The 24,167-nt window shown below is 42.4% G+C and carries 16 protein-coding genes and 1 pseudogene; 10 read left to right on the top strand and 7 right to left on the bottom strand.

Going from position 1 to position 24,167, the window contains the following annotated elements; all coding sequences use genetic code 11:
- Nucleotides 1-202: 202 nt before the first annotated feature.
- Nucleotides 203-2,446 carry a peptidase U32 family protein gene (locus PE36_RS08385; protein ID WP_043994346.1) on the bottom strand — a complete coding sequence of 748 codons (2,244 nt, stop codon included), beginning with the start codon at nucleotides 2,444-2,446 and terminating at the stop codon, nucleotides 203-205.
- A gap of 258 nt (nucleotides 2,447-2,704) precedes the next feature.
- Between PE36_RS08385 and PE36_RS08380 the strand changes: the two genes are divergently transcribed.
- A complete protein-coding gene (locus tag PE36_RS08380; protein WP_006031566.1) occupies nucleotides 2,705-3,331 on the top strand; it encodes a protein-L-isoaspartate O-methyltransferase in 627 nt (208 codons plus the stop codon).
- 15 nt (nucleotides 3,332-3,346) lie between these two features.
- Here the strand turns inward: PE36_RS08380 and PE36_RS08375 are convergent, their stop codons facing one another.
- The gene (locus PE36_RS08375; protein WP_006031565.1) at nucleotides 3,347-4,360 is read right to left on the bottom strand and encodes a hypothetical protein; all 1,014 of its coding nucleotides are present in this window, start codon (nucleotides 4,358-4,360) and stop codon (nucleotides 3,347-3,349) included.
- Between the two features lie 295 nt (nucleotides 4,361-4,655).
- On the opposite strand from PE36_RS08375, the gene PE36_RS08370 reads away from it, so the two are divergent.
- From PE36_RS08370 to PE36_RS08360, 3 genes are all read left to right on the top strand, one after another.
- Nucleotides 4,656-6,503: a M3 family metallopeptidase gene (locus PE36_RS08370; RefSeq protein WP_006031564.1), complete on the top strand. Its 1,848-nt coding sequence runs from the start codon at nucleotides 4,656-4,658 to the stop codon at nucleotides 6,501-6,503.
- Between the two features lie 430 nt (nucleotides 6,504-6,933).
- Nucleotides 6,934-9,294 carry a S8 family serine peptidase gene (locus PE36_RS08365; RefSeq protein WP_006031563.1) on the top strand — a complete coding sequence of 787 codons (2,361 nt, stop codon included), beginning with the start codon at nucleotides 6,934-6,936 and terminating at the stop codon, nucleotides 9,292-9,294.
- A gap of 9 nt (nucleotides 9,295-9,303) precedes the next feature.
- Nucleotides 9,304-9,657: a hypothetical protein gene (locus tag PE36_RS08360; RefSeq protein WP_006031562.1), complete on the top strand. Its 354-nt coding sequence runs from the start codon at nucleotides 9,304-9,306 to the stop codon at nucleotides 9,655-9,657.
- A gap of 32 nt (nucleotides 9,658-9,689) precedes the next feature.
- Here the strand turns inward: PE36_RS08360 and PE36_RS08355 are convergent, their stop codons facing one another.
- Together PE36_RS08355 and PE36_RS08350 are read right to left on the bottom strand one after the other, a co-directional pair.
- Nucleotides 9,690-11,099, bottom strand: coding sequence for an alanine dehydrogenase (locus PE36_RS08355; protein WP_006031561.1), 1,410 nt, complete (start codon nucleotides 11,097-11,099; stop codon nucleotides 9,690-9,692).
- Nucleotides 11,100-11,204: 105 nt separating this feature from the next.
- Nucleotides 11,205-12,119 carry a LysR family transcriptional regulator gene (locus PE36_RS08350; protein ID WP_006031560.1) on the bottom strand — a complete coding sequence of 305 codons (915 nt, stop codon included), beginning with the start codon at nucleotides 12,117-12,119 and terminating at the stop codon, nucleotides 11,205-11,207.
- Between the two features lie 135 nt (nucleotides 12,120-12,254).
- On the opposite strand from PE36_RS08350, the gene PE36_RS08345 reads away from it, so the two are divergent.
- From PE36_RS08345 to oleD, 5 genes are all read left to right on the top strand, one after another.
- The gene (locus tag PE36_RS08345; protein ID WP_006031559.1) at nucleotides 12,255-13,478 is read left to right on the top strand and encodes a multidrug effflux MFS transporter; all 1,224 of its coding nucleotides are present in this window, start codon (nucleotides 12,255-12,257) and stop codon (nucleotides 13,476-13,478) included.
- Between the two features lie 109 nt (nucleotides 13,479-13,587).
- On the top strand, nucleotides 13,588-14,637 hold the full coding sequence (locus PE36_RS08340) for a 3-oxoacyl-ACP synthase III (protein WP_006031558.1): 1,050 nt from the start codon (nucleotides 13,588-13,590) through the stop codon (nucleotides 14,635-14,637).
- Nucleotides 14,638-14,653: 16 nt separating this feature from the next.
- The gene (locus PE36_RS08335; RefSeq protein ID WP_006031557.1) at nucleotides 14,654-15,532 is read left to right on the top strand and encodes an alpha/beta fold hydrolase; all 879 of its coding nucleotides are present in this window, start codon (nucleotides 14,654-14,656) and stop codon (nucleotides 15,530-15,532) included.
- Nucleotides 15,533-15,537: 5 nt separating this feature from the next.
- Complete coding sequence (gene oleC, locus PE36_RS08330; RefSeq protein ID WP_006031556.1) at nucleotides 15,538-17,274, top strand: olefin beta-lactone synthetase; 1,737 nt, start codon at nucleotides 15,538-15,540, stop codon at nucleotides 17,272-17,274.
- A 25-nt stretch (nucleotides 17,275-17,299) separates the two neighbouring features.
- Complete coding sequence (gene oleD, locus PE36_RS08325) at nucleotides 17,300-18,367, top strand: 2-alkyl-3-oxoalkanoate reductase (RefSeq protein ID WP_006031555.1); 1,068 nt, start codon at nucleotides 17,300-17,302, stop codon at nucleotides 18,365-18,367.
- A gap of 125 nt (nucleotides 18,368-18,492) precedes the next feature.
- Here the strand turns inward: oleD and PE36_RS08320 are convergent, their stop codons facing one another.
- Nucleotides 18,493-20,055 carry a methyl-accepting chemotaxis protein gene (locus tag PE36_RS08320; protein WP_043994317.1) on the bottom strand — a complete coding sequence of 521 codons (1,563 nt, stop codon included), beginning with the start codon at nucleotides 20,053-20,055 and terminating at the stop codon, nucleotides 18,493-18,495.
- 494 nt (nucleotides 20,056-20,549) lie between these two features.
- Nucleotides 20,550-20,903 (bottom strand): MarR family winged helix-turn-helix transcriptional regulator, encoded by a 354-nt coding sequence (locus PE36_RS08315; RefSeq protein WP_255348862.1) that lies wholly within the window; start codon nucleotides 20,901-20,903, stop codon nucleotides 20,550-20,552.
- Nucleotides 20,904-21,070: 167 nt separating this feature from the next.
- Between PE36_RS08315 and PE36_RS23975 the strand changes: the two are divergent.
- Nucleotides 21,071-21,301, top strand: a pseudogene (locus PE36_RS23975) (DDE-type integrase/transposase/recombinase); the annotation flags it as partial.
- Between the two features lie 45 nt (nucleotides 21,302-21,346).
- Here the strand turns inward: PE36_RS23975 and PE36_RS08310 are convergent.
- A complete protein-coding gene (locus PE36_RS08310) occupies nucleotides 21,347-24,106 on the bottom strand; it encodes an immune inhibitor A domain-containing protein (protein WP_006031551.1) in 2,760 nt (919 codons plus the stop codon).
- Between the last annotated feature and the right edge of the window lie 61 nt (nucleotides 24,107-24,167).

Below are 24,167 nucleotides of genomic sequence, written 5' to 3'. Positions count from 1 at the left end.
CAATCCGCTATTTCCCAGCAGATAACCACTACTAAACAGTAATTATAGGCATTACATTCTGATACTGACCACATTTTCGATGTGATAGAAAATGGGATATTACTAAGTACATAAAAATAAAGCCAAGTTTCACATCATGTATTTTCACTACAATCAGCAACACTTGGCTTAACTAAAGTATTCGAGTTATTGAGCTTAAAGCTTATAAACCCTGAGTATATTGCGCATTTGTTGCCACAGGCACTAGGTTATTTAATGCTACTTTTGACGTTTCATCACCCGCGAGTAGCGCTTCAAAGTGTTTGATTAGCTCTACTTTGTCTTGTTCTTTTTTAGAGCCTGCACCAATGTTGGTTAGATCGATAAAGAATTCGTCAAACAGATGAGAGAAGTCGTTTACTGCATCAAAGTTTAAGAACTGCTCGTCATTGTAAATGCTTGGGTAGCCGCCTTTTTGTTTATCAACCGCAAACGAAATACCTTTCACATTGGTAATTGTGGTCGCTTTCTCACATTTCAGCATGCAACCATCTTCAATCGCTGGTTTCTTACAGCCAACCGTTTGTTGGAAGAAACATTGACGACTCGTCATCATCAGGATTGGATGGTAGATACTGTAGAACATTTTAAAGTTCTTTGGACGGGTAATATTTCTAATTTGACCGCGGTTGATCTCGTTAGAAATAAACGCACCGGCACAGTTTAACTCTTCTTGCAGGGTTAATAATGCATGTGAGTTGGTGGTGTTTAAGAACGGACCAGCAACCCACTCGATACCCATTTCAAACGCTTTATAAGCAATACCGGTATTGTTAGTAACGATACGCTTAGGTTTCACTTGTTCCAGGATCTTCACTGACTCAAGGTAATCTTTACCAATCAATACCGCTGGGAACCAAGGAATTAAACGTGGATTTTCTTGTAATAATTTAATGTGTTTAGGACAGTTCTTTTTCAAGCTTTCAGGGATCTTGAAGTAGATATCGGCATCTGTTACGTCAGCAAGATGTAAATCTTTCAGGTTAGCAATAAGCAGTGATAACTTAGGCGTTTCTTCTATTTTAGGGTGCTGAGGTAATGCAGGTACATCAACGTGTTTAACCACGTCACGTGAACCATTCAATAAAAACGCCACTTGGTTTTTCAGTTCAGTTAATTCTTTAAACGGTACTGTTAAATTGGCATCAAAATTATCAAAGTTCATTGGCGCAAGATCGAACGTGGCATTGTTGAAGCTACGGAAACGTTTCTCAACCGTTTCTGGTGTGATTGAGATTTCATCTGCAATACGTAATACTGAATCACTTTTAACTTCAAACTGCGTATCACCAGCCATAATTTTGACTGTTAATGGGCTATTTTCTTTCGCAGTGAATGCTAATGTAAGACCAATCTTATCAATGCTTAGATCTTTAATCTTTTCTGCTAGTTCAGCGCCTAATGCATTTTTATCAGTATAAAGGTCTTGTTTTACGTCATGGATTTGTACCACTGAGATCGCATCACTTTTTTCAACTGCGTAGTTCACACTGTTATCACGAGGATTATCAGTAAACATTTTCTTGTTTAGGTCGCCCTGCAAGAATGAGTTAGTGAAGCTACGGTTAAATACTTTATGCAGGTTGCCATCGTCAGCTAATAATTTGCCAGACTCAACAAAGCTGTTGATCTGCTTGCGCCATGTATCTACAACTGTGTAAACATAATGTGCGCCTTTAATACGGCCTTCAATTTTTAATGAGTCCACACCCGCATCGACCAGTTGTGGTAAGTCAAAGTATGCTGAGTTATCTTTTAAATTAAGCGGGAAACGATGACCTTCTGCAGTCACTTCATATTCATCACGACATGCTTGGCTACAACGACCACGGTTACCTGAGTTACCCACACTCACTGAGCTTGAGTAACATTGGCCAGAGAATGCAATACACAGTGCGCCATGCACGAATACTTCGGTTAATACGTCATGGTCATGCGCAACAGTTGTTAATTGCTTAATTTCACCAAGGTTCAGCTCACGAGATAAGTTAACACGCGTGGCACCGATTTTATGTAAGAATAAAACCTGACCTTCATTATGCGTTGTTAATTGAGTCGACGCATGAATATGTAGTGATGGGAAATGCTTTTTAACAATATTGAAAACACCTAAGTCTTGTACGATGATGCCATCAATACCGCTATTAACCAGTTTATTAAGCAGGCGTACCAAGCTAACAACTTCGTGCTCTAAAATCACAACGTTAAGCGTTAAAAAAACTTCACAGCTGTTTTCGTGTGCAAGTCGTAATACGCCATTTAGCTCATCAAATGAAAGATTGGACGCACGGTTACGGGCATTGAACATATCCAAACCACAGTAGACTGCATTTGCACCAGCAACAATCGCCGCTTTAATTGCTTCTACGTCACCACCCGGTGCCAATAATTCTATTTTTCTACTCATGCTAAATAACCCACTTAATGCTTTTATTGTAATTTTTTGAGGGGGCATTCTACCTGTATATGCAGGTCAATGCTATGAATTAGCAGTTATTGATCTAGATCAAGTTTCTGAATTACGATTTACGGCGCTAAGGATGTCTATAATGTGGTACAAATAGCGCATATTGAACACTATTTATAGAAGGTTAAAAATCATCACAAAAGCTGAGCGAGAGCTAGAATTAGAATTGAGGTTTGAGTTGGAGTACGGAGAGCAACAATGGCTGATGATAAGATTGATAAACGTGTAGCACGGGCTTTTTCTGCCGTTAAACGGCGTTGTTTTATGTCAACTGATACTCAGCATCTGGCAGACTACGATGTGCCCTTCTCTATCGGCCATGCGCAAACAATCAGTCAACCGACAACCGTTAAACACATGCTGTTATGGTTAGCGCCCGAAGCTGGCCAGCGTATTTTAGATGTGGGTTCAGGCTCAGGTTGGAGCACCGCGCTGCTGGCTTATTTAGTCGGACCAACAGGCGCTGTGTTTGGTATTGAACGTATTCCTGAGTTAAAGCGGTTTGGTGAAACAAATTGCCAGCGTTTTGGTTGTGATAATGTTGAATTCTTCATTGCCGAAAACAAGATTGGACTGGCGGCATATGCACCCTTCGACCGAATTTTGGTCAGCGCAGCGGCGAGTGAAGCGATCCCCGATGAGTTAATTAAGCAACTCGCGCCTAACGGTAAGCTTGTTATCCCGGTTCACAATAGTATTTTTGAGTTACAAAAAGATACACAAGGTAACATTGATTATTGCCATGAGCACTTCGGTTATGTTTTTGTGCCGTTAATTATTGAAACTAAAATACCGCAGGCTAAGTCGAAACTTAACCTACAATAATATAAGGCTGTTTACCTACTTAGCATCGGGTACCAGTTGTTTCACTGCGTTAGGTAATACCGTCACAATCAAGCCGCGAACCGGATGCCATAACGCTGACAGTAATAACAGAGCAGCACCGATTGCGACACCTGTCATCGCAAAATTAGTACCGACATCGCCATACATACTCATCAAGCTTGATAATGCATACAATACGTACACCAGTGATGACACCATAAAGGCACGGCGATCGATAATAATAGACACTAATGACATCAATAAGTACAAGGTAATAATAATCGCAATACTGCTGATACTTTCCTCACCATTCAAAATCCCGACACCGAGAAATATCGGATGAATAATTAAAGGTGCTGATAATAAGTGCAGCCAGAACGCCGTATCGGTACGGCTCGTCACACGTTCACGATCCGAAGCATCCCAGTACATTGCGAACAGGAAGGTGGAAATACCGCACGCAAATATCACCACAAGTATCCAATCAGTTAATACATTGATCATCTCTGGCGTGGTAAAGGTCGATACGAAAGAAGAGACAATGAAGCCTGCTGTGGCTGCCGTACCAACTGCGATCGTGATTGGCACACGGAAACGACGCCAGTGACAATAAGCCGCAATAACGGATGCGCCAGTCGCAGCAATAACAGCTTGCTCACCGAGCGTAGAAAATACTTCCATTGATAAGTTAAACACCCCACCAATGAAAGCGAGCAGTAACATAATCGCGGGAAATGCCATCTTTCTCTTCAGCACAAAGAATTCGGCAAGCGCCCATGACAACACGGCAAACGTGGCTAAACCTAAACGCGGATCAATCGTTTTGACCGCCCAAAGTGATGAAAACAAGAGTAGCGCACAAGCAATAACGATGAATATATCGTTAAATCCACCGATTAAACGAATATTTTCTTCATCAGCTATCGTCACGTGCTTGGTTAACAATTGGTCACGTCGAAACTCATCAACGGACGAAGCAGTAAAAATACCTTTATCTACCGCACTGTTAAGGTCTTCATCTGTATACATAGTGGTCCTAAAAATGTTATTAATAATATATATTATTTATAAGGTTAGAAGTGTATTGGCTTTATTTATAAGGGACAAGATAAGCGTTAAATAATTCCCCAAAAAAAGTATATAAGGTGTAAATACAGCACACAGTTACCCGCTTTACGGAAAGTGTGACATACAGCCAACCATTGGATGTTTATTTAGTCGTATTTTTTACTTCATTTTAAATAAAAAGTAAATTAGCGTATGCATTCATTCAGTGCATCACATGTACTATCACCGTAATACGCTATTTTAACAAGGAGATGTTTTGAACCCACAAGATTATTTTAATCAACTCAATGATGATTATTTAGCGCTACACCGCCGCAAAGAAGACCTATTCTGGCAAACTTACATGGGCACCAGCGATGACCATGAAGGCTTTGCCGCTGCCGAAGCTAAGCTCAGTGCATTTATCTCAGACCCAAGTCATATTAAAGCGACACGTTGTAACCTTGACGTACTATTACAGTTAACCGATGAAGATGATGATCTAGTACAAGGACTCAAAGGTTGGTTAGCCTTTTTCGATGCCAATGCAATTGAAAGCGCCGAAGGCCGAGATAAAATGGCCGCCTTGATACGCAGTGAGTCGGTATTATTTACCAAGCGCCAAGATTATCTGATGTATTGTAATGATGAGAATGGGGACAAACAGCAAGCCTCTCTCACCGTACTAGCCGCTAATATTCGCACCAGTAATAATGAAGGTGTACGTCAATCAGCACATCAAGCATTATTAGACCTTGAACAATGGGTGCTAAATAACGGTTATATCGACCTGGTTAAGCAGCGTAACGATTTTGCTCGCCAACAAGGTTTTCGTAACTTCTTTGATTACAAAGTCAATAAAACCGAACAGATGACACCAGAGCAATTGTTCACTATTTTGGATGATTTTGAATTACGTACACGTGAACAAAACCAAAACAGCATCCAAAACTTAGCCAAAACTAAAGGCGACAGAGCGGTTCAAGGCCATAACTTTAGCTTTATGTATGCCGGTGATGCCGCACGTCAACTTGACCCTTACGTGCCGTTCTCAAAATCATTACGTCGCTGGATTGAATCATTCGGTCGCCTGAATATCGATTACTCACAAGCCGACATGACCCTGGATTTATTAGACCGACCGGGTAAATATCAAAATGGTTTCTGCCACGGCCCTATCCCATCGTTTTATGCTGAAGATAAGTGGCAAGCCGGTAAAATCAATTTCACCAGTAACGCTAAACCAGACCAAATCGGCAGTGGTTATGATGGCATCAATACCTTGTTCCATGAAGGGGGCCATGCGGCGCACTTTGCCAATATTAAATTAAACTCTCCGTGTTTCTCACAAGAATTTGCACCAACCTCTATGGCATATGCAGAAACGCAATCTATGTTCTGTGACAGTTTATTAAACGACGGTGATTGGTTAAAACAATATGCTTATAACGCGGATGGTGAAGTGGTGCCAGATGCAGTTATCCAAGCATTAATTGCCGCAAAACAGCCGTTTAAAGCGTATCAAGAACGCAGTATCTTAGTGGTGCCTTATTTTGAGTGGGCGGTTTATAGCTGTGATGAGGACTTACTAACGCCTGAATACTTGACTCAGCTTGCCCGTGATACTGAACAACGTATCTTAGGATTAGCAGCAAGTCCACGTCCATTGTTGGCCGTACCGCACTTATTGTCGCAAGAGGCTGCTTGTTCTTACCAAGGCTATCTACTCGCGCACATGGCGGTTTATCAAACTCGTGCTTACTTTATCAATAAATTTGGCTACTTAACGGATAATCCTGAAATTGGTCCGTTACTGGCCGAGCATTACTGGAAACCGGGTAACAGTATCAGCCACGATGCAACATTACGGAGTTTAACCGGTGAAGGTTTCTCTGCAGCTTACCTTGCAGATACTTGCAATAAAACCAGTGAGCAGGCTTGGCTACAAGAGCAAGAAAAGATCAGCGCAGCACTCGCGCGAAAACGAACTGAACCTGCGGCTTTAAATGCCAAAATTAGCATTGTTGATGGTGCAGAGACTATCGCTGATAATAACATTTCGGATGGTCAATTATGCGATGATTTTGAGATTTATATTACGCAGCGTTATGGCAGTGACTGCTAGATAAACGGATAAACAAGTACGTATCACCTGTCAATACTTAGGGATACGTGCTCTCCTCTAATCATAATCCCCCTCCTCACATTCTAACGTCCCACTAAAATAACCAGCCCCTCACTTGATCAACATTCAACCAGAATCACAATTCCCTTCTAATTATTTTTACACTTAAATCAGCCACATACTAGAAAAGAAACCAAATCGACATGATCAATAAACACACAAAGAACAAATACTAATAAATAGGCACACGACATGTCAATGAAAATCATTTTCATTTCCATTTAATGCGATTACGCTCGCTTAAAATGATGCTCATCATTGATAATTTAACTTTATAATTCTATAACTCAGGTTCTGCAAGTCGAATAGGAAAGTATTGCGACCATTTTGCAGCAGGTAATAATTCTCGCTCAATAAGGAACCGGGCAACATGAAAAACAAACTCAATAAAAACAATAAATTATTAAACTCAATGGCAATAGCGACAGCTATTTCAACCTTAGGAATTAGCTATGCAAATGCTTTCCCTCAGTTTGATGAACTCGATTTACCGATAAAATACATCGTTAAATTCAAAGAAACCAGCGTTGATGCGCCTTCTATGATGGGGCTCAATCCCGTTTGGGGCGCCAAGCTACTTCAAGAATCAATTCTCGAACGAGTAAACGCTAAAAAAGTGGAGAAACTCGGAAGTAAACCGCTTTATAGTGTCGAGATTGAACCGCAAGCACTTGCGAATTTACAGCTTAATACTGACGTTGAATATGTAGAATTCGACCCGCCTCGTTTTTTATTAAGTGAGTCCATTCCTTGGGGACAAGGAGCGATTAATGCTGCAGGCTTAAACGACAGTAATACCGGAAATCGGACTATTTGCATTATCGATTCAGGTTACGATCTTACTCACAATGACCTAAGCGGCAATCAGGTCTCAGGCACCAATGATAGCGGCACCGGTAGTTGGAACGCTCCAGGTAATCATAATGCTCATGGCACTCATGTTGCGGGCACCATCGCTGCGATAGCCAATGGTGATGGTGTTGTAGGTGTAATGCCAAATCAAAATGTAAACTTACATATTGTGAAAGTATTCAATGAATCTGGTTGGGGTTATTCATCCAGTCTAGTCAAAGCAATTGATACCTGTGCGCTGAACGGTGCCAATGTCGTCAATATGAGCTTAGGCGGCAGTCAGTCGAGTCGAACTGAACGTGATGCGCTACAAGAACTATCTGATAATGGTGTCCTGCTTATTGCCGCTGCTGGCAATTCTGGGAACACCGCACACAGTTATCCTGCTTCATACGATTCTGTTATGTCAATTGCAGCGGTAGATAATCAAAACAACCACGCCGCATTCTCCCAAGCCACTGATCAAGTTGAAGTGGCAGCACCAGGGGTTGCAATTCTATCAACAGTCACCGTTGGCGAAGGTGTCCTGTCTGATATTGTGATTAACGGCCAACGCTATTTTGACCGTGGCATTGTTCCGCACAACCGCAAAACGCTTGATGGCACAGGCAATTATCAGTCGAGTCCTGTTGCTGGTTCTTATACAGGGCAACTCGCACGCTGCGATATTTCAGACAACCGTTATAACTGTGGTGACATGACAGGGAAAGTTTGTCTAACTGAGCGTATTGAGAATCAACGTACTGGTTATCGACCAGAAATTGATCCTGTAAAAGCTTGTCATAACGCAGGCGCCCAAGCCGCTATAATCTATAGTAATGATGCCTTATCTGGTCTGCAAAACCCGTTTGTATTAGATGACAACAATACTTATCCAATCGTTTCGGTTTCAGTCGATAGAGCCCTTGGCCTTGAACTATCAGCAATGCTAGAACAAGACGTCACGGTGTCTACAACGACAGGTGAAGACTATCAATATTATAATGGGACCTCTATGGCGACACCACATGCAGTAGGTGTCGCGGGTCTTGTTTGGAGCTATCACCCTCAATGTAGTGCAACACAGATTCGCTCTGCATTAAAAGCATCAGCAACGGATATAGATGTTGTAGGTCGAGACAACAGAACCGGCTATGGATTGATTAATGCGACAGCGGCAAATGACTATCTAGATGTAAGTTGTGATGGTCCAGACGGAGGTAATAATAACGGTGACATGAGATTGGAAAACGGCATAGCAAAATCGCCAATTTCAGGTGGCAGTCGTTCAAGCACTCTTTATAATATTGACGTTCCTGCTAATGCAACGGCATTAACGTTCACCATGGGTGGAGGCTCAGGTGATGCAGACCTTTACGTGTTGTTTAACGGTTTGCCAACAACAAAGGATTATGATTGTCGCTCTTGGACTGAAGGAAATAGTGAAGTTTGTAGTATTGATAACGTTCAAACAGGCCAATACCAAGTGCTTGTCTATGGCTACGAAAAGTACGATGGTGCGTCACTGACCGCGACTTATAAAAATGCTAACGGTGCGACAGATTATGCCAATAGTACAAGAGTCGTTATCCCAGATAATTCATCTTTCGGCGTAGTCAGTAACATCGATGTTAAACGTATTGGTGATGCAGGAATGGTGAATATTCAGCTAGATATCAAACACAGCTACATTGGTGATTTAAAAGTAACATTGACGTCACCAACAGGTACCAAGGCTATACTGCACAACAATAGCGGTGGTTCAGATAGAAATCTAAATACAACTTATGATGTTGACTTCTCAGGCAATGAATCAAAGGGTCGTTGGCAATTAAAGATCGTCGATACGAGCAGTCAAGATACAGGGAGCCTAGAAGGCTGGGGATTAAACTTCCAATAAGGAGCCATTATGGCAAAACAAGGGACTCGTTTTAAAATTCGATATCTCAGTATTTGCTTGGCTCTGGTACTCGTGGTCCCGGTGAGTTATTCACATCAGTCCACACCAGTGACAGAGTCAACAAACATAATCGACATGACAAAGGAAAACAGGTTGAATCGGTATTATGTGAAATACCAAAAGGGAGGCGAAGACGCAGCGACAGCACTAGTGAAGAAACATGAACTCGCTATCGTTGATGTGATACCAACGCGTAACATACTGATTGTATTTGCAAATAAGCAGTCCATTCAGGAATTGGTTGAAAATACTGTTATTGAATATGTTGAACTAGAGCCAACACGCAGTTTTTATTCACAATAATAATCAGCCCCACCATGCGTGGGGCGTTGTGATTAAAAAGGACCACAAACCAGAGCGATTTTTACACCCGGTGTTAGCTTATCTAGCCCATCAATCAATTTTTCACGACCAATCAATACATCGGTGATTTGACCTGAATAGCGAATAGCCGTTTCACGCATCATGCCCATCATAGGCCAACCCCATAAGGATGAGATCAACACGCCGTCTTGAATAAAGTAAGGCTGAGTTAAGAAACTACAGCTGATCACAGGCTCTACCGGACTACGGTTAGTCGCACTGCCACCGACTAAATCGATAACAACCGAATTTTCAGGTATTAACGTTTTCACATCCTGATTACTGATTAAAAAATTCTTGCCTCTAAGCTCAGCAGGCTGTTCAGCACCATTCACCACGATATCAGCATCTTTTAGCCAATAGCCGATGCTCTCTTTGGCTGTTTGAGCGCGACCTAATACATGGATATTTTTGACACCTTGTTGATGCAATTCATCCAGAGCACCCTGTCCCACATTACCATAACCAAGGATCACCGCTTTGATGTTCGCGACATCCACAGACGGTTTATGCTCTTTCAATAACGACAAGCCATATCTGGCACCAGCTTGACCCGTTTCGTGTAAACACTGGATACGACGTAAACCAAATTTTTGCGGTGGGTGACTGTCTCGGTAAGCTGACATTGCTTGTTGTCCGTGTTCACGCTCAAATTCACTCAAATCAAAAAGATGGGTACCCGCATTGTGTAGCTGTAGCAATATGTCTTGCTTATCGTTAAAACTCTGACTGTCATAGAAATACAATGCATTAGGGCCTACAGCATCAAGTTCGTCAAATGCAAGTGTTGGTTGAATGACCTGCAATGAAGCTGGAGAACGATTTCCTGCGCGCTTAATACCACCGCGTAGTCGTTCACTCCAACCGATAACTCGAACTTGCAAGTCACCGATAGTTTGAGCATTGATAAAAGGGGTTAATGCGGCATTCATCGCCACACGAGCAAGGATCTTATGATCGGGTTCATGCTTAGGAGACTCACAAATATCTTCCATCGCAATCACATTAATACGTCTATCTTGCAGTAATTTAGCGCGATCTGGGTAAGAACTAAAATGAGCCATACAGAATAACGTACAGCCTTCACTCATTTGCTCTACAGAGGCAAGCGCAGGGCCTTTGAATTTTATGATCAGTGATTTATTGACATAAATTTGTTCTGCCGTTTGCATGATAGCGTTATTTTTTACATATTCGTCATCACTAAAACCAACCCCGTCGCCAGCACCATGCTCAACATAAACTTTAATACCAGATTGGACAAGTTGACCTACATCACTCGGTATCAATGCAACACGCTTTTCTAGTCCTCCAGGATTTTCTGGTGACTCAATTTCTTTAACAAGTGCAAGGGATGAATAACGTGATGAACTATCTGACATAAGTATATATTCCTTAATACCACAAAAAAGATATTATTAGCATGAAACATCGACTACTCCAAACACCTGAAACTAAAAGGCCACCAAAACATATTTATACAACTTTTAACACTGCAAAATAGCAGGATCCACCGAATTTAATTCCTGATTTCGTATTCGTTCTTTTAGATATTTAATAAACAACTGAGTACGGGTATGCTCATAATCAAGCGTTGGGTAATAAGCACACACAGAACCATGGTCGACAGAGAGTTCAGGTAATACCGGAATCAGATCCCCCACCTCGGTCAAGTCTTCAAGCATTTTTTGACTGGCGAGTAATACGCCCATACCGCATTTTGCCCCGTAATATAAAGCTTCAGGATTAGTCGTGGCAAAATTTCCTCGCAGAGTAATACGATTGCCCGTTGAGAGTTTCACTTCTCGTATCGGTCTTTCACCCCAGATGAGCATGTTATGCGATTCAAGATCAGCAATACTTTCAGGCTTACCGTATTTTTCGATATAGTCTGGGGACGCAAAAAACTTAGCGTCATTTTTAAACAACTCAATGGCTTTATAACTGTGGGTATTTAATTGTTCTAAATCCCGGCTAATAAATACATCAACGTAAGCTTCAGGCATTTGCCCAGGAGATGTTGTCAGCAGTTGTATTTTAATTTTTGGATACATCAGTAAAAAGTCATTGAGGTATTTAATGATGAACTTAGAACCAACAGCGGTCGTCGCGCCAATCTTTAATATCCCAGTAGGTGTTTGATTAATTGAACGCGCCTCGTCCACCAGCGACATCCATTGATCAAGTTGCAATCTGGATCGCTGATAAAATAACTGACCCGCTTCTGTTTGGTCTAATGATCGCGTGGTTCGCTTAAGTAACTGCACGCCAACTTTATCTTCTAACCAGTTGATGCGTTTACTGATCGCAGAGCCTGTCGTATTAAGCTGATAAGCCGCGCCGTTAAAGCTACCTTCCTCAACCACCTTAATATAACTGCGTACACACATGATCCAATCCATAAGTCTCCCATTTGTTTTACATACTGACACAAATATACTATACAAATTCGCAAGCATCATTAAGTCCTAATTAGACTTAATGATGTTCCAATTATAGCCATTATCATTTATATAGCACTAATGTACACTCACTACATGAATATAAATAAAACCAAATTTAACAAAATCCCACTTGCGTTGGCCATGATGATCATTGCTACAGGACAAGTCGGTGTCAGTATTTATCTGCCTTCATTGCCATTAATAAGCCGTGATCTGGGAGTCTCTCAAGCCGACGTACAGCAGCTTGTCACCCTGTTTTTACTCGGGTTTGGATTATCACAACTTTTTTATGGCCCTTTGTCTGATGCTATCGGTCGGCGCCCGGTATTTTTACTCGGTCAAGGTATTTATTTGGCTGGTACCCTCATGTGTGTGTTATTACCAGACAGTTATACCGCTCTGATTGCCGGTCGGTTATTACAAGGTTTAGGCGCAGGTAGTGCATCGGTATTAGGTCGCAGTGTGATCCGCGACAGTTACAGTGGTAGTCAGTTAACACAAGCGCTGTCTTATATGTCAATAACGGCATCCATATTACCGATTCTCTCGCCTGTTGTTGGCGGCTGGGTAGCATGGCATTTTGGCTGGCAATCCGTGTTTAGCTTTGTATTAGTTTATTTATTGGCTATTTTCACCTTGGGCTACTTTATCCTGCCTGAAACACTGCCTCATGCAGTAACAAAATTTAAACTAAAAGAAACACTCCGTGGTTATTGGCATTTATCAAGAAACTACCAAGTCATTTCATCAGCAAGCTATAACTGGATCGGTTACTTAGCGAGTCTAGTCTCTGTGTCACTACTGCCCTTTTTATTACAGGAAGGGTTAAAACTCAGTGCCGCTGATTATGGTGAAGTGATGATCATCCCGTCTGCCGGGCTGCTAGTGGGTAGTTTGCTGTTAAATCGATTAAATAAACGCTTTACCACCAATCAACTGATGTATCTCGCCTCAAGTATCATGATGATCGCAGGCTGTTGGTTAGTCTTTAATGACATGTCGCTAGTCAACCTTATCTTTGGTTTTACCCTACTCGCCATTGCACAAGGGATCAGCTTCCCATTGTCGATAAGCATGTTACTCTCGCCACACAGTAAACAAGTCGGTGCGGTGTCGGCATTATCGGGATCGGTACAGATGTGTCTTGCCGGACTGGTCGGCGGTTTTTTAATCAAACATTTGATCAACAATCAGACAAGTTTGGGGATCTTCTATCTACTCACAGGTTTAGCTATTGCGCTGATATTAACGCATAGCCGACATAGGTATATAAAAATAAACCCTATTTTAGTCTTACACTCGCATGACTCTAAATAAACTTTTAGTTGAATCTGCACCGCTTTCTTGCTCAAATAACGTTAACGTAATTTATGTAATTAAAATAAGGCGATAATTCGCCTCACTAATTGAGCAAAATAACCTACCCATGAAATATAACCGCGTTTTTATTAATAGCCTGACCTATGAACTAGCTCCAGAGATCATAACAAGTACAGCACTGGAGCTTCGCCTAGCGCCTTTATATCAAAAGCTGCGTATTCCTGTGGGCCAACTTGCCGCACTAACTGGTATTACCCAACGTCGCTGGTGGCCAAAAGACTACATGTTATCTGATGGCGCGTTAATTGCTGCACAAAAAGCCCTAGATGAAACTGGCATCAATGTCAGCGACATCGGCGCTGTGGTATATACCGGAGTCTGCCGTGATCAGCACGAACCAGCAACCGCCTGCCGTATCGCCGCAAAACTGGGCGTATCTAATAACACCGCCATTTATGACATTAGTAATGCCTGTTTAGGGGCCTTGTCCGGCATGTTAGATATCGCCAACCGCATCGAATTGGGCCAGATCAAAGCTGGTTTAGTGGTTTCTTGTGAATCTGCACGTCACATTGTTGATGTGACTATCGATGATATGTTAGCCGATCCGACCATCAGAAACTACGCCACATCACTGGCAACCTTGACCGGCGGTTCTGGCGCAGTAGCTATTTTACTTACCGATGGCAGCTTAAATTTAGCTGGGTCTCACAATCACCAATTACTAGGGGCCACGCACTTATCTGCGCCTGAACATCACGACCTATGCCAGTGGGGATTGAAAGAAATCGATACGCAGTTATACCGTGAATATATGCGTACCGACGCAGTCAAATTGCTTAAAGAAGGCGTATCACTGGCGCAAGAAACCTGGCAGCAATTTTTAGAGCAACGCCAATGGACACCCGAAGATGTCAATAAAGTGATTTGTCATCAGGTGGGCGCAGCCAACCAAAAGAAAGTGTTAACCGCCTTAAATATTCCAGTTGAAAAAGAATTTCCGACCTTCAAATACCTGGGGAACATGGGCACAGTATCACTGCCGGTGACCGCAGCGATGGCCGACGAAGAAGGCTTTTTGAAGAAAGGTGACAACGTGAGCTTCTTAGGAATAGGCAGTGGCTTAAATTGTATGATGCTTGGATTAAAGTGGTAACTTGGATACTTCAAATATGTTAGATAAATTATTCCCATTTAAACGTAATTACCTTGACCGTAATGGTCAGCAATATCATTACCTCAATGAAGGAACCGGAGAGCCAGTTGTCATGGTTCACGGTAACCCGAGTTGGTCGTTTTATTATCGTAATCTGGTCTCGGCATTAAGTACCAATTATCAGTGTATTGTACCCGACCATATTGGTTGCGGTCTGTCTGATAAGCCCGATGATAACGATTACGACTATACCTTAACCAGCCGAATTGATGATCTGGAAGCATTACTTGAGCATCTGGATATTAAAGAAAACATCACCTTAGTCGTTCACGACTGGGGTGGCATGATAGGTATGGGTTACGCGGCGCGACATCCAGAACGGATCAAACGCTTGGTGATCTTAAATACCGCGGCGTTTCATCTACCGTTATCAAAAGCGTTCCCACTGCCATTATGGATCTGTCGTAATACCGTTGTCGGCACGTTTTTAGTACGCGGTTTTAATGCCTTTTCATCCATCGCGTCAATTGTTGGCGTACGTCGCAAAGCCATGAGCCGAGATGTTCGCCGTGCTTATGTATCGCCTTTTAACTCTTGGCGTAACCGTATTTCCACCTTACGTTTTGTGCAGGACATTCCATTAAAACCTGAAGACCGCAATTACCAGTTAGTCACAGATATTGGCGATAGTCTGGCTAAGTTTTCGACTGTGCCAACCCTGATCTGCTGGGGATTAAAAGATTTTGTGTTTGATAAACACTTTTTAGCACAATGGAAACAACGCATGCCGCACGCGCAAGTGAATGAATTTGATGACTGTGGTCATTATATTCTGGAAGACGCCAGTGATGAAGTCATTGAATTGATCACCGACTTCATGACCGATAAGCGTTGAGTTGTATGACCATTAACGCAACGTCAGAGGCGATAAATTTCTGTCGCCACCTCTCTCACGCCGCATTCGCGACCCCCGACTCGCTCGCGGTAGCTGTACAGCAGAGTCGTAAAGGGCAATTGGTTTATGACGAGATTAATTTAGCGTCACTTGATCAGCAAAGTGATGAGCTCGCCTATGCGCTAAATGCTTATGGCATAACACGTGGGATGAAAGCTGTGTTAATGGTCACGCCAAGCATCGATTTCTTTGTCTTGACCTTTGCATTATTTAAAGCCGGTATCGTGCCGATCTTGGTTGATCCAGGAATGGGGATCCGCAATCTCAAACAATGTTTTAGTGAATCGGCTCCCGATGCTTTCATTGGTATTCCCAAAGCCCATATCGCGCGAAAATTGTTTGGCTGGGGTAAAGACAGTGTGCGATTTAGTCTTACCGTCGGCGGTTGTGAAATACTGTCTCGCCTGACTGGGCAAATGAGCTTACTGCGTTTATTAACCGATTATCGTGCCAATTTAACCGTCAATAAACAGCAAGATGAGCCGATTAAGCCGTATCCTATCGCGCTATTTGATAACAGTGACTTGTGCGCCATATTATTCACCAGTGGCAGTACTGGCGTGCCTAAAGGTGTTGTTTACAGTCACCAAATGTTTGAAGGGCAAATACAAGCACTCCGCGATGATTACGGTATCAACCCCGGAGAAAGGGATCTCAGTACCTTTCCGCTATTCTCGCTATTTGGTCCGGCGCTGGGCATGGCGTCAATTATTCCAGATATGGATGCCAGCAAACCGATAACCGCCAATCCGGACTTTATCTTTGCTGCCATTGAAAAATACCAGTGCACTAACCTGTTTGCTAATCCGGCATTAATCGAGATCCTTGGTCAAGCAGGCTGCAAACACGATCAACCGCAGATATTAACCAGCTTGAAACGCGTGATCTCTGCTGGTGCTCCGGCAACCTTATCGTCAATTTCACGCTTTACTCGCTTGCTTAAAACCGATGTAGAAGTATGGAATTCTTACGGTGCAACAGAGTCATTACCCCTCACTAAGATTGGCAGTAAAGCACTGCTAACCATGCAAGAGATCACAGATAACGGTGGCGGGATCTGCGTTGGCCAGCCAATCAAAGATGTTGAGATCGCCATTATTGCGATCTGCGAAGATGTTATTGCAGATTGGGATGATGACTTAACCTTACCAACCCAACAAATTGGTGAGATCGTCGTGAAAGGACAAGTGGTCAGTCAGCGCTATTATCGCCGCGACGTCGCCACCCAACACGCCAAGATCAAAGATCCAACGAGCACTGAGTCACAGCCAGTGTTTCGACACCGCATGGGGGATCTGGGATATTTAGATGAACAGGGCCAGTTATGGATGTGTGGCCGTAAAGCCCACAGTGTCGCCACGCCGAGTCAACGCTATTTTTCGATCCCTTGTGAGCGTATATTTAATACCCATGAGCAAGTGAAACGTACCGCACTGGTGGGGATCCAATACCAGGGTGAAACTATACCCTTACTGTGTGTCGAATTAGAAAATGATGCTGTCATCTCTACTGAGCAGTTATTTAACGAACTTAACGCGATTGGCAATAAACATCAGCAAACATCCACGATCAAGGCATTTTTAATTCACTCTGATTTTCCTGTTGATATTCGCCACAATGCCAAAATATTTCGTGAAAAACTAGCGGTTTGGGCGCAAAAACAAGCACCTTATAATCGTTAACAGTATTCCAAAACAAGGTCTAAATATGACGAATTTCAGCTCGCGCCCGCCCGTTGAACAGCGCGCCCTTACTGCATTAGCCGCGACCACCAAACATGCGTTTGTCACGGGTGCTGGTGGTTTTTTAGGGACTAGCATCTGCCTGGCATTAATTGCCGCCGGTATTAAAGTAACCGGGTTCGCCCGTGGCCATTATCCGCATTTATCGAAGCTAGGTATCAACATGGTACAGGGCGACATCTGTGATTTGTCGGCGCTCACCGCGGCGATGAAGGACTGTGATCTGGTCTTTCATGTCGCATCCAAAGCGGGTGTATGGGGTTCGCAAGCTGATTATTATCGCCCTAATGTGGAAGGGTCTGCCAATATCATTCAGGCCAGTCAGTCACTGGCTATCGAGCGCTTAGTATATACCAGCACCCCGAGTGTGACATTTACGGGCGAAGACGAGGCTGGGATCAATGAATCGCAACCTTACGCCCAATCATTCTTAAATTATTATGCGCAATCCAAAGCGCTGGCCGAGCAAATGATACTGGCCGCGAATAGCGATAGGCTCAAAACCGTAGCCATAAGGCCACATTTAATTTGGGGGCCCGGTGATCCGCATCTGGTACCACGCGTCATTGCCCGAGCCAAACTCGGTCGATTAAAATTAGTCGGTAAAGAGGATAAACTGGTTGATACTATCTACATCGACAATGCCGCCTATGCTCATATTCTGGCGGCGCTAAGACTCGCAGACCCTACGCCAAGTTGCGCCGGTAATAGTTACTTTGTCAGTAATGATCAACCGATCACGATGGCCTGTATGCTCAATAAAATACTTGATTGTGCCGATTTACCACCTGTAACAAAACGCGTACCAGCACTACTGGCCTACATAGTCGGCACCGTACTGGAGAAGATATATCTGTGGCTTGGCAAGACCCAAGAGCCGATGATGACGCGTTTTGTCGCACGCCAATTATCGACCAGCCATTACTTTGATATCAGCGCAGCTAAAGCGGATCTGGGTTACCAACCTCTGGTCTCTATTGACGAAGGTATGCAGCGCCTGAGAGTTTCCTTGTCAAGATACATTAAAGTTTGATCGTGTTAAGCCAATAGGCTGAGTTTAGGATGATTGCTGAAAGGTTAATTGGATAGTGAGCGTGACGTCGTCACACTCACTATTTGAACATAATAAAGAGTCCCTAGAATTAGAAGCCTTCTATATTATATTTTGAATGAGCCTACATGAAGATCTAAAGTTTGAGCAAGTTGCTCCAGGGTTTTACTAGAAGCTTCTAGCTCCTGGCTAGCGATCAAGCCTTCTTGAACAGAGTTATTTACCAAATCCATATTGATATTGATTTCATTTGCTACACAAGATTGCTCTTCGGTAGCTGTTGCGACTTGGGTATTCATATCAAGGATAGTAATTACTTGCACTGATATGTTTTCGATAACTTCCAGAGCTTGAGCGGTGGTTCTTGTACCTTCTTCTGTTAAAGATCGGCTACTCTCCATCGCCTCTACCGCATTTTTTGCCTCATGCTGCAACTGATTAATCATACTTTGAATTTCATCGGTTGACTGTGCAGTTTTAGTAGCAAGATTTCTGACTTCATCTGCGACGACAGCAAAACCTCGGCCAGCCTCACCTGCTCGGGCAGCTTCAATTGCGGCGTTGAGTGCAAGGAGATTAGTCTGCTCTGAAACACCTCTTATAACGTCGAGTATGGACCCGATTGACTGTGTTTTTCCCGCTAATGATGTGATAACTGATGACATGTTATTCATTTCATCACCAAGGTTATTGATGGTATTAGATGAGTCTTGTAATGTTTTACGCCCAGATTGAGTTTCGCTATTTGCACCATTAGCTGAATTTGCTGCACCCGCAGCATTTTGCGATATTTCATTAATAGTCGCGATCATTTCATTTATTGAAGTTGCTACTAATAACGTGCGCTCGCTTTGCGCTTGACCTCTTGATAATCCAAGCTGAGACTGACTGCGAAGTTCAGTCGCTGAACGACCTATACCTAACCCCGTATCTACTACTTTGGAAATTATTTCATTAATATTACCCACAAAAATATTGAATGCTTTAGAAATATGGGCTATTTCATCTGTTCCTTGTACAGGTAATCTAACGGTAAGGTCTCCATCGCCTTTTGATATATCTTCTAATGCCTGTTGCAAGCCAGCAAGCGGTTTGAAAAATCGACCCAGTAGCCACATCAACACGCAGGCACATATCAGAAAGATGGCGGTGATTGCGATTAACTGAGTAAGCACAATGTCTGCGACAGCATCATCTACTTCTGAAATTGGGATACCTATATCAAAAGCACCCAATAGCTCACCATTCTTATCATAAACGGGGACCATTATGTCGTACACCCACATTTTTTGCACATCCGCATACCATTTAGAGAATTTTTGCTCTCCTTTCCCTGCTCCCTCCATGGTGTAGCTATCTTTATAGATCTTATTTAACTTGTTTATATCGCTATGTGCAACGGCTTGAATTTTTCGGTCTATGAAAATCGCGTAGATAATATCTGAACGCTCTGAAAGTGACAGTACTAACTCTTGCAAATCAACCAATGGCTGGGAAGATTTTTGTAATACATACTCGACGTTTTTAGCAATTACTTCAGCCTTTGCTTGGGATTTTTTTAATATAATTTCATCAATTTTTTGATTGGATATATAAGAGGTAGAGGTGATACTTGTTATGCCTGCGATCGCAAACATTATGAATACCGTTATTAATATTAAATTTTTCATACACAACATCCTTGGCGCTATCATCCAGTTAAAGTAATTAAATACGATGTATTCATTCCAGTTGTTATCATCTAGAATCAGCAGATTACAATAACTACAATATTCTACCCCCACTTATGAATCAGAGCATAGATTGAAAAATTAGAATAACATGGCGCCATGTTACAGGACATTGAAACTTATTCATTTAAGGTGAGGTTTGCCGCTACTTAATCTATTTTTTACAATTGTAATGGCTCATTGGAGGCTTTCTTGATCTAGAAATAAAATCGTCGATATACGGCCTATTGAACATGAAGGTGATAATGCGCAGTGTCATTTCACTATTCAGGCAAAAAGTCCTCTCTAATGCGTATTTCTAATACTTTTGTAATATGGGATACAAGTCACTATAGGAGGAAGAGCATCCTTGCATAATATCTAATCTAACCAAGGCTGGATCACAGCAGCTATGCGCCGGTTGCGCAACAAACATGAAATATGATGCCTGACTTTTAGTTGAAACGATTAAATTCCAAAATCAAAGACAGAAACTTTTCTTTCTTTGCAGTTCCTAATGAACCGAAAACCTTATCATCAATTTCTTCAACAACACTAATTGCTTGCAGAGTTAAGTCTTTGCCTGTTTCAGATAGTTTTAAAACAAAACTTCGTGAATCATTTAGTGCTTTACTTTTTATTACCAATTTATTTTCAACTAATCTTTTCAAGGCTTTAGACAACGTCATTTTATCAATACTTGTTAAGGCCGATATTTTAGCTTGGGAAGGACTGGTTTGTTCTTTTTCACACCAAAGAGTAGCAGCAAGGATAACAAATTGAGTATGGTTTAATCCTAACGGCTTCAGGTTTACTGCAATTGCTGCATTCCATTTCGTGTATAACTATTAGCCACATCGCATAAGGTAATTACTAAGGTTGAGTCGCAAAGTTGACTATATAAATCAAAGCGTTGGGTGGTAAAGCATGCATCACAACTTGAAGCCAGATTTAGAAAAATAAAACGTGATGAACCGCCGCACGGGCATTCTTTGATAAAGCGATCCTTAGTAGTGTGTTACCAAGTAAAGTCGTTATTGATAAGAGTGGTGCGAATGCCGCCGCGCTAGACACTATCAACATTCGCCTTTGGTTGTCTGGATATATGCTTTCTATGATTGAAGTATTCGCAGTAAAATATCTCAACAATATTGTCGAACCAAGCCATCGAAAAGTGAAAAGAAAAAATGCCGTTCACCTTAAGTGAACGGCATTACCCACAAAGGGCGTTTTAACTCATCTTTTATGACATTTATATTTTAACGTTAATAACCTTGCTGACAACAGCACCATCATTATCGATTATCTTCAATGTCACAACATGATGACCGTATGAAGGAAACATTGCCGTAATAAGACGACCATGCTTAGTCTTGCCATTCGGTAATTGCCATTCGGTATCAACAATACGGCCATCACTGTCAGTACTGGTTGACCATAATGTCACCAGACGACCTAAGTGAATGTATTTCGCATCAACTTCAGGTTCAACATTTGGAGAAACAACCTCAATTGTCTCAGATACTGTCGCTGTTACGCCATCATTATCAGTTACCGTCAGGGTTACCGTGTAACTGCCGCCTTCAGTATACGTCCACGCAGGTGAATTTTCATCACTGATCTGACCGTTGCCAAAATCCCATAGATAGTTAGCAATCTGACCATCACTATCTGTACTTCTGTTTGTAGCAGTAACCTCTAGTCCGTCAACAACAAAGTCAAATATAGCTTGAGGTGCAACATTTGGCGCCTCTGAATAAGAAACTTTTAGAACACCGTATTCGTTGTTTTCAGCCTGCTTCAGTATATCAATAACAAGACCATATTCGGTCACGATACGCCCTGAATCCGGAGCTTGTGGCAAACTGTAATCTTGATTATCAGCAAAATGACCATTGGCCTCAAGATTACTATCTTCCAATACATTACCATCACGAGCAGTCAAACTAAACTCAGTTTGATCATGTAACGAGAAAGCTGCATCACGAACTTGAAAACGAGTTTGTGCAGGGAGACCAGTATCCGTCCATAATAGCGCGTTCTGATCAGCATCTAAAATACCAAGCCAACCCTGACCAGGATGTTTACCTACCGCGTTATCCTTAAATGAATCATCAACGTACCAAATAATCAATCCTGGTTCGAAAGTCACTAACTGACCCATACGTTTAATATTTTTCAAGCCTTCATCAACGTCGTTATGACTACGCCACTGTAGTAAGTAATAGTGGTTAGACTCGTAAAAACCTGTGTTGGTCTTAAAGCCATTAAGAACAAACGTCGACGTTGATTCAGCATCATCAATCAGGGTACGTTCACCATCACTAACCAGAGCAATGTTATCAAGGAACAGTCCTTTCATTGCCAGACCACCATCCGTGATGTAATCAAAACCAAGCGTAACAGTTTGTCCCGCGTAAGCCGACAGATCGAATTCAGCATCGATCCAACCATCAGATTCACCACCAATAGCTGGTGCTAAACCAGTATTAAGCGGATCGTCCAGAGTCGTAATATTACCTGTGATTGGTTTACCGTTAATCAGCACTCGGGCAAAGTCATAATCCTTTTCTATTTGATACCAAGCTTTAAATTCCAGTTTAACGACATCTGCCACTGGTATATCTAAGCTTCTGCTCATCGAATTGTTCAGGCCGTCACCCTGTTCGGAATGGAACTGAGCCGTCCCTTCGAACGGTTTCAATCCTTCGCTTTTCTTCATCGGTAAGTCAATGCGTACCATATTAGGGCGATCGTTATCTGTAGTTTGGAACAAGGTAAAGAATAAATCTTTTTCTTTTAGCTCTTCAATAGACAATCGCTCATCATTGATCCAGCGGCCACCGATTGCAGTTTGCAAGAACGTTTTAGCCCATGAGCTGAATGCTGTCGGTTGGGTTCCACCAATTTTCCCAGCCCAACTACCAGAAGACATGATTGACCAATAAGAAACAGGTTCGCCAGCGCCGCTATACTGAGTATCATACTCATCAGGCAGGCCTAAATCGTGACCATATTCATGTGCACAAACCCCTGCTGCGGCGTCTATTGGTTGGATCGTATAATCAAACGCTGCATAGTTACCATTAAATTGTTCTGGCACAGAACTTGTCGTACCTTCAAGTACATATGGCTGACCAAGATTAAAGCGGTGTGACCAAATCGCATCAGGACCCAGTACACCACCACCCGCTTCTTCCCCAACAGAGGCATGAAAGACCATGAGATGATCGATAACGCCATCTGGTTCACGGAAGTTACCGTCACCGTCAAAGTCATAACGATCTTCGATATCATAGTCGGCCAAATTCACACTCGGATCTTTAGCGAGCTGTGCCAACGCCTCGCGCACTAACGCTTGAGCATTTTTGTCATTGTCGGTTGTCGCAGAGTTGCCTCCGTAATAAGCTGCATTATTCTCCGCTGTATACCAACCTGTAGCTTGACCCGAAACACTGTAACTATCTCCTGACTCTTGCTCGTAATATTGACGCATAGAGATCAAATTATTGCCTTTCGGTCCGGTATAACCAGTATCTGAGAATAATAGATCCTGATAATGCGTAGGTGAATAACTAGGGTAAAGCATCGACGTATGCTTTTCAGTCAGCCGATTATCATCCCATGGTAGGTCGGGGAAATCGACCAAAATTGCCAATACTTTATCGGTGCGCTTATTCGTGATTTCCAGCGTAAAGACACTCGATTTTTTAAAACCCTGCTGTTTTTCGATAACATTAATAATGCGACTTTGATGAAATTTAGCTTGCTTCCCAAATTGAGCATCACCACTAAATCCATGTTTTATCTTATGAGCTAAATAGCTTTTTACTGCATCTGACCTTTCCTGTAATGACGCTGAATCATCAAGTAATCCCCTGCGAACCAGCATTTCGGCCAACTTATCTTCATTAACCACCCCCAAGTCTACTGGGGTTTTCGCATGCACAGCATTGACACCAAGTAAACTGATTATCGCTGTCGCAACCAATGTATGTTTGAGTTTTTTCATTATATTTCCTTGTTATTATTTTCCATTTTAATATCACCACACTCCGCAGAACCTGTTAATG

Origin of the sequence: Moritella sp. PE36, assembly GCF_000170855.1 — a bacterium.
Taxonomy (GTDB): Bacteria; Pseudomonadota; Gammaproteobacteria; order Enterobacterales; family Moritellaceae; genus Moritella.
Note: the sequence above shows the minus strand (reverse complement) of the source record. Positions and strands in the feature narration are given on the sequence as shown.